This window comes from Sodalis sp. (in: enterobacteria) (assembly GCF_047607725.1).
Lineage (GTDB): Bacteria > Pseudomonadota > Gammaproteobacteria > Enterobacterales > Enterobacteriaceae > JBLKSS01.
Map to the genome: position 1 here is coordinate 1 of NZ_JBLKSS010000110.1, position 6,623 is coordinate 6,623.

The 6,623-nt window shown below is 59.0% G+C and carries 9 protein-coding genes and 2 pseudogenes; 1 reads left to right on the plus strand and 10 read right to left on the minus strand.

The genetic code is table 11. The features are described from left to right. Positions 1 to 139: 139 nt before the first annotated feature. The 10 genes and pseudogenes from ACMX3H_RS09975 to ACMX3H_RS10020 form a co-directional block, all read right to left on the minus strand. Positions 140 to 1,264, minus strand: a pseudogene (locus ACMX3H_RS09975) (DHA2 family efflux MFS transporter permease subunit); the annotation flags it as partial. A gap of 57 nt (positions 1,265 to 1,321) precedes the next feature. Continuing rightward, positions 1,322 to 2,068 (minus strand): annotated as a pseudogene (locus ACMX3H_RS09980) (efflux RND transporter periplasmic adaptor subunit); the annotation flags it as partial. Then, positions 1,959 to 2,240, minus strand: a complete 282-nt coding sequence (locus ACMX3H_RS09985) for a biotin/lipoyl-binding protein (RefSeq protein WP_415210712.1) — start codon at positions 2,238 to 2,240, stop codon at positions 1,959 to 1,961. The gene ACMX3H_RS09985 and the pseudogene ACMX3H_RS09980, both read right to left, overlap by 110 nt. A 117-nt stretch (positions 2,241 to 2,357) precedes the next feature. Then, entirely contained in the window at positions 2,358 to 2,894 is a 537-nt protein-coding gene (locus tag ACMX3H_RS09990) for a TolC family protein (protein WP_415210713.1), read from the minus strand. A 16-nt stretch (positions 2,895 to 2,910) separates the two neighbouring features. Next, positions 2,911 to 3,066, minus strand: a complete 156-nt coding sequence (locus ACMX3H_RS09995) for a hypothetical protein (RefSeq protein ID WP_415210705.1) — start codon at positions 3,064 to 3,066, stop codon at positions 2,911 to 2,913. 27 nt (positions 3,067 to 3,093) lie between these two features. After that, entirely contained in the window at positions 3,094 to 3,222 is a 129-nt protein-coding gene (locus ACMX3H_RS10000; RefSeq protein WP_415210706.1) for a hypothetical protein, read from the minus strand. 72 nt (positions 3,223 to 3,294) lie between these two features. After that, entirely contained in the window at positions 3,295 to 3,660 is a 366-nt protein-coding gene (locus tag ACMX3H_RS10005; protein WP_415210707.1) for a hypothetical protein, read from the minus strand. A gap of 15 nt (positions 3,661 to 3,675) precedes the next feature. Further along, positions 3,676 to 4,122 carry a MarR family winged helix-turn-helix transcriptional regulator gene (locus ACMX3H_RS10010; RefSeq protein WP_415210708.1) on the minus strand — a complete coding sequence of 149 codons (447 nt, stop codon included), beginning with the start codon at positions 4,120 to 4,122 and terminating at the stop codon, positions 3,676 to 3,678. A 352-nt stretch (positions 4,123 to 4,474) separates the two neighbouring features. Further along, entirely contained in the window at positions 4,475 to 4,918 is a 444-nt protein-coding gene (locus ACMX3H_RS10015; RefSeq protein ID WP_415210709.1) for an acetyltransferase, read from the minus strand. 253 nt (positions 4,919 to 5,171) lie between these two features. Then, positions 5,172 to 5,636 carry a hypothetical protein gene (locus ACMX3H_RS10020; RefSeq protein WP_415210710.1) on the minus strand — a complete coding sequence of 155 codons (465 nt, stop codon included), beginning with the start codon at positions 5,634 to 5,636 and terminating at the stop codon, positions 5,172 to 5,174. Positions 5,637 to 5,727: 91 nt separating this feature from the next. On the opposite strand from ACMX3H_RS10020, the gene ACMX3H_RS10025 reads away from it, so the two are divergent. Then, positions 5,728 to 6,623, plus strand: an 896-nt coding sequence (locus tag ACMX3H_RS10025) for a BMP family ABC transporter substrate-binding protein (RefSeq protein WP_415210711.1), incomplete at its 3' end; no start/stop codon positions are given.

A 6,623-nucleotide genomic window follows, 5' to 3' on the forward strand; every position in this document is an offset into this window, starting at 1 on the left:
TCATCGCCGGATTATCCATGATCTGACAGCCGTCCCTTATAGGATGCGGGTTCACTAGGCATCGTAGTGGAACATATTCTTACCGGGCCATACAACAAACCCACCAATAATTCAAGACGTCCTCCACGGGGCGCTTACTAAAAAATAGCGCCACCCCGATCCCCATGAAGCCTTGAATCATCGCGATATGATAGTAATCCACGTCGGTGGTGAAATCGGAACGCATGAAACAGGAGATGCCAATCACCAAAAACGATCCGCCCGCCAACAGCCGGAGGTCGAATTTATGCGCGTAGCGACCGACCAGCGGCGACAGAAACACCGGCAAAATACCGATGGGCGCCGCCGCCAGGCCGACCCAGACCGGCGTGTAGCCAAGCTGGGTCTGCAACCATTGCGGCAGCAGCAAGTTGATGCCAAAGAAACCGGAATAGCCCAGTACCAGCGCCCGCGCCAGCGTTCCGAAAGAAAAGTTGCGGTATTTGAATAGCCGGAGATCGATAATAGGGTGTTTGTCGGTCAACTCCCAAATGACCAGCGCCACCAGCGAAATCACGGAAATCAAAGTGCCGACAATGATAAATACCGACTCAAACCAATCGAGATCGTTCCCCTTATCCAGCACCACCTGCAACAAGCCGACCCCCAGCACCAGCAGCGCCAGCCCGACATAATCAATCAGCTGGGTCACCGTCGTCTCCGGCCGGTTCTTAAACTGTGCCAGAACCAACATGGCCGCGAATATGCCGATAGGCACGTTAATGAAGAAGATCCACGGCCAGGTATAGTTATCAGTTATCCAGCCGCCGGCCAGCGGACCGACGATGGGCGCCACCACGGTGACCATCGCCAAAAGCGAGAGCGCCATCCCCCGCTTGGCGGCGGGATAGATGGACAGCAACAGCGTTTGCACCATGGGGTAAAGCGACCCGGCGAAGAAGCCCTGCAGGGCGCGGAAAATGACCAACTGCGTCATATTTTGCGCGATACCGCACAAAAATGAGGTGATGATAAACAGCAGCACCGAGGCCAAAAACAGCTTCGTTTGCCCCATGCGCCGCGACATCCAGCCGGTCAGCGGCAGCGCGATGGCGTTGGACACCGCGAACGAGGTGATAACCCAGGTCCCCTACTCCGAACTCACCCCCAGGTTGCCGGAAATCGTGGGCAGCGCGACGTTGGCGATGGTCGTGTCCAGCACCTGCATAAAGGTCGCCAGCGACAGGCCGATGGTGGCCAGCACCGGTCCGTCCTGATTATGCATATCCACCGTCACATTGGTGGACAAACCGACCCGCAGCGGATGGTTATCCAGATTCTCCGGATCCAAGCGGATGCGCACCGGCAGGCGCTGCACGATTTTGATCCAGTTGCCGCTGGCGTTCTGCGCCGGTAGCAGCGAGAAAGCGCTTCCGGTACCGACGCCCAAACTTTCCACTTTTTTGCCGTGGTAAGTGATGTCGCCGCCGTAGAGATCGGCGTTAATGTCCACCGGCGGACCTATGCGCATCGACAGCAGCTGCGTTTCCTTGAAGTTGGCGTCGATCCACACATCATCCAGCGGCACCACTGCCATCAACGCGGCACCCGGCTGAACACGGTTGCCCACCTGTACCGAGCGTTTGGCGACAAAGCCGCTGACCGGCGCCACCAGCGTACTGCGGACATGACTGAGATAGGCGCTGTGCAGCAAGGCGGCGGCGTCTTTGACGTCCGGATGGAATGCGATAGTGGTATCGTCTACCAGCGCGAAGGTCGTGTTCAACTGTTGCTGTGCCGACGTCAGCGAGGTTTCCGCCGAAGTCAAGGCATCACGGGCGTGGGACAACTCTTCCTGTGAAATGGCGCCATCGCGCGCCAGATTGGCGCGGCGCTGATAATCGCTACGCGCGCGCTGCAGTTCCACTTTGCGCGCGGCGACCATCACTTTGTAATTGTCCACGTTGCTGTACATCCCGCTACCTGGCGCACCACCCTGGCCAGATTGGCCTCGGCGCTCTCCTGCGCCACGATGGTATCGCTGGGATCCGGCGCACCAGCAACTGTCCTTGTTTGACGTAGTCGCCATTATCGGCCGCGATAGTGGTCACGGTACCCGCCACCTGCGGTGTAATTTGCACCATGTTACCGGTCACATAAGCGTCGTCGGTGCTTTCGTAAAACCGGCCGTGTAGCCAGTAATACAACCCAAAAGTGACCAAATAGATGACGACGACCGCCAGCAGGAGAAGCAGCATCATTCTGCGCTTGCCTTTATTGCGCGCCGGCGCAGCACCGGCGTTATCGGGCCTGGTGTTGCCCGCATTTTGTTGCACACTCGATTGCGATTCAGCCATAAAATGAGTTCTCAGTCTGTTTTAATTATTCTGCGCCACGACAGGCGCGGCCGGGAGAGACGCGGGGGTCTGGAAACCGCCGCCCAGCGCCTGCATCAGCACGATGGCCGTATCGGTACGTTCGGCGTTGATGCTGGCCAGCTCTCGCTCGGCCTGAATCAGTTGCTGTTCCACGCTCAGCGCATCGAGATAGTTACCGATACCGGCGCTGTAGCGCTGCATGGCGTTGTCCCAAGACGCTGGCGCGATATCCCGCGCCCGCGTTTGTTGCTGCACCTGAGTTTCCAGCGATGACAGGCGCGTAATGGCATCGCCGATATCGCCGAGGGCACTGACCAGCGACTGGTTGTATTGCGCTACCGCCAAATTGTAGTCGGCATTGCTGCCCGCCAAATCCGCGCGCAAGCGGCCGCCGTCAAAGATAGGTAACGACAGCGCCGGACCGATGGTAAAGAAGCGGCTGGGCGCGCCGAAAAACGCATCGCCCAAAATCGATTTAGTGCCGGCCGCGGCGCTGAGATTCAAGTTGGGATAAAAGGCGGTTCGGCTGACCTTGATATCCTTGGCGGCGGCTTCAACCCGCCAGCGGGCGGCGGCCGAGCAGTTCCGCCGGCAGCGGCGCCGGCAGGCTCACCGCGGCCGGCACAATCAACTGCGGACGCGGCAGGGTATGGGCGGCGTCGGGGCCTTGGCCCACCAGTACCGCCAGGCGGATTCCAGCGGCGGTCACCTGTTGACGCGCGGCGGTCAGCGTCGCCTACGCCGCCGCTTCCAAACTTTCGGTCTGCTGATATTGGAACTTACTGTTAAGCCCGGCGGTAAACCGGCGCTGCGCCAGATCCAGCATCGCGTGGGCTTCGCCGTAATCGTTATAGGCGCGCGCCACATTGGCCACCAGCGTCAGACGGGCCGCCTGGCGATCTACTTCGCCAGCATTGGCGCGCCCAACCGCCGCTTCTCAGGCTGTCCGCTGGCCGCCCCATAAATCAAAGGTGTAGTTAAAATCGGCGGACAAGGTTCTGACGGTGCCGTATTGCTTACCTTGACCGTTATAGTCATCCACGCGGGCGTCGGCAACCTGCAAATCGGGACTATTCTGTAGCGTGCGACGGATCAGGGCGTCAAGGTTGCTGTCACCCAAGCTGTTCCACCAATCGGCAGCCGGCCAGCTGGCGCTGGAAAGCTTGGCCGATGAAAAGGTTTGTTGCCCGGCGAGGGTATTGGCGTCCAGCGCCCGGCCTTCGGTATGTAAACCGTAAGGCAAGGCGCAGCCCGCCAGCATCATCGCGCTTAAGAGCTGTAATAAACGAATGCGCAACGGCATAGTGTTAGTAACTCCTTAAATACCGGCAGGACCCACCAGCTTGTTGAGCAGACGGGCAAATTCTTTAAACTCGGCGGGGGTAAGCGGCGCCATAAGATCATTTAGGGTGTGGGTGATAATCGACGGCAATTGCCGACAAAAAACGCGTCCGGTATCGGTCAAAGAAAGCCGCATTTGGCGGCGATCGTCGGTGCAGCGCACGCGCGCAATCATATTTTTGTTTTCCAGACGATCCAGCATGCACGAGGTGGCGTCTCTGTCCAGATTCATTCGGCGGCAAATCTCCGCCGACGTTTCCAGCCCTTCACGACACATCAGCAGCATGACCTTGCACTGCGCCGCGGTAATATCGTGGGGCAGCAACCAGGTTTCCAATAGCCGATCTTTATCGCTATTAAGCCAGTGAATGTTGCGGCCCAGTTGAAAGACCTCTTCCAACTGCTCCGGCGCGAAGTGCTTCATCTTAATCCATGCCTAGGCAGCTATTCCGCGGGCAACTATAGCCTTATTAATTAAAGTAAACAATAGTCAGTTTTGTAACTAGGTATTTACGAAAACAGACAAAACTAGGCAAATTGGCCACATTTCCGCCGGCGTCGGCGAAAAAACGGTGCCCATAAAGGCTGTCGGCGGCCAAGGCGGCCGCTCCTTGTAGGCGCCACGCTTGCTCGGGTGTTTATGGCGCCTAACCGCCTGCTGGACGCCTAACCACGGGCTGGACGTTTAACCGCCCGCCCAATGCCTCACCGCACGCCGGACGCGGTGATAGCACCCCGCGACCGGGCGGAAAGGGAAATATAAAGGAAAGTATGCGTTAGCGCTTATGCCATTGCATATGTAGTAAAGGAAAAGAATTTCCTTGGGCATCGACCTCGGATCGGCCCGTCTGGACAAACCCATAATGCTGGTAAAATCCTAGCGCCTGAGGGTTATGTTCATTGACATCCAACGTCAGATCGCCGCGCAGGGCCACGGCATAGTCTAATAGCCGCCGGCCGATACCTCTGCCGCGCGCCGCTGCCTCTATAAACAATATCTCGACGTGGTTATCGGATAAGCCAATGAAGCCACGGGGCCCGTGTTGCGCCTCGTCCGCCACCCAAACATCCAGCGCGGGCAAATAGTGCCGCGCCACCAGCGTGCGTAGCGCGTCGATTTCCATTTCGCTGAGGAAATGATGGGTAGTGCGGACGGAGCGCTCCCAGAGGGCCACCAACGGTGGGTTATCGGTAGCAGTATGTGCTCTTATCGTTATCATGGGAGTCACTAGGTAAGGTGTTAGCAAAAAATGCAACGTGCCCCGGTGTCACCAGGCTCGCGTTTCGGCCGCGGTGTTTACCACAGGCCAGCTCGGTCAAAACGACATGTTACCGCAGGGCGCGCCCTCGGTCAGCCTGTGGTGCTGACCGCCGGCTGCTAAGCAACACTAGCCGGGTCTCAAGCCCATCAAATCGGCATGTCGCCTCGAAACACGTGGTACAGGCACGTTTCCTGAATAAGAAACGCCCGCGTCAGTGCGCTGGCGCGCGGCGCCGCTTGGACGCCGGAGGTGATAGCCGCATCGTCACGATCGGGAAATAAGTGGCGCGCGGCGCGATAGCCGCTACGGTCGGGCCGCGGCGTATCGGCAGCGCGATATCGGCGCGGGTGTGCCAGGCATCGCCCGCGATGCCGTACCAAGCGCGCTGCAGCGGCAGGCGGTCTTGATGCTGGTTGAGAATAAAAACTTCACCGGTGACTGGATTTTTCCACAGGCGGGTGGACAATGTAGCGCCGGGAGCCAGAATGCCTAACTCTACCGAATACCAATGGGCGGAGGTCGCCTGGCACGCCAGTGGGAGATGGCCCTGATTGTTAACGGTTACAGAAAAAACCTGTAGCCCGGCGTTACCGCGGTGGTAATTTACCGTATCGCCAGCGCTGGCGGTGTGGGTCAGCAATAACAGGCCGGACAGCAGTATTCCCCGCGCGTTCATCGACATCTCCGTCAAACAAGACGATTGGCGCCGGTAATGGCCGGTGGTGTACTGGATTAGGGCGTTATCATACGCTTTTTGAGGACGAACAATGAAGTTTACCGGTTGGAAAACCGGCGTGGGCGCCCTGGCGCTGGCGTCGCTGCTGTGCCAGGCGTGTTACGCCGCCGAAATCAACACCATCGCTATTTTGACGCCGGAGCCCGGCACGGATTACGGCTGGAATCAGCAGGGTATCAATGCGGCGCGTGAAGCGGGCAAGAAAGAGGGCGTCAAGGTGCTGGTCGCCGACAATCTCGGCTATGGCGATGTGCGCCCCACCCTGCGGGATCTCGCCGACGACGGCGCGCAGCTGTTTATCGCCCACGCCAGCGGCTATAACCAGGCGGCGCCGGAAATTAGCGCCCAGACCGGCATACCGGTCGCCATTACCGACAGCCCGTCCTCGTTGAAGGCCAGCCGCGTTGCCGATTATACCGTCAGCGGCCAGGAAGGGGCCTGGCGGGCGGGCACCCTGGCGACCAAAATGTCCCGCAGCGGCACGCTCGGCATTGTCGTGTCCGGCGCGCCGCCGGCCTGGAACGCCCAGGCCGCGGCCTTTGTGCTCGGCGCCCGGGCGGCGCGCCCCGCGATTCAGATCCGCTATGCGGTTATTGGTCCTGCCGCCTACAGCGATGCCGCCGGCGGTAAACGCGTCACCGCGTCGGTGATTGCCGCCGGCGCCGACGTTATTTTCGGCGAGGGCAACGGTTCGAGCTTCGGCATGTTGCAGGCGGTGGAAACCACGCCCGCCCAGGACGGCGGCAAAGTCTGGTTTATCGACGTCATCGGCGACAAATCCCCCATCTGCAGATTCCGACGTATCCGATCATCTGTTCCGGCGACATCCGATCAGTTATTCCGATATTTTCCGATCACCCATTCCAGTGATATTCGATCACGTGTTCGCTCATCTTCTGACTCAGTTTTAGTCTATTTTTCCTGTGC

Excerpts from the sequence above, each read along its gene's own strand:
- ACMX3H_RS10020 (WP_415210710.1), bottom strand. The coding sequence starts at position 5,636 with ATGAACGCGCGGGGAATACTGCTGTCCGGCCTGTTATTGCTGACCCAC.
- ACMX3H_RS10015 (WP_415210709.1), bottom strand. The coding sequence starts at position 4,918 with ATGATAACGATAAGAGCACATACTGCTACCGATAACCCACCGTTGGTG.
- ACMX3H_RS09985 (WP_415210712.1), bottom strand. The coding sequence starts at position 2,240 with ATGATGCTGCTTCTCCTGCTGGCGGTCGTCGTCATCTATTTGGTCACT.
- ACMX3H_RS10005 (WP_415210707.1), bottom strand. The coding sequence starts at position 3,660 with ATGCCGTTGCGCATTCGTTTATTACAGCTCTTAAGCGCGATGATGCTG.
- ACMX3H_RS10010 (WP_415210708.1), bottom strand. The coding sequence starts at position 4,122 with ATGAAGCACTTCGCGCCGGAGCAGTTGGAAGAGGTCTTTCAACTGGGC.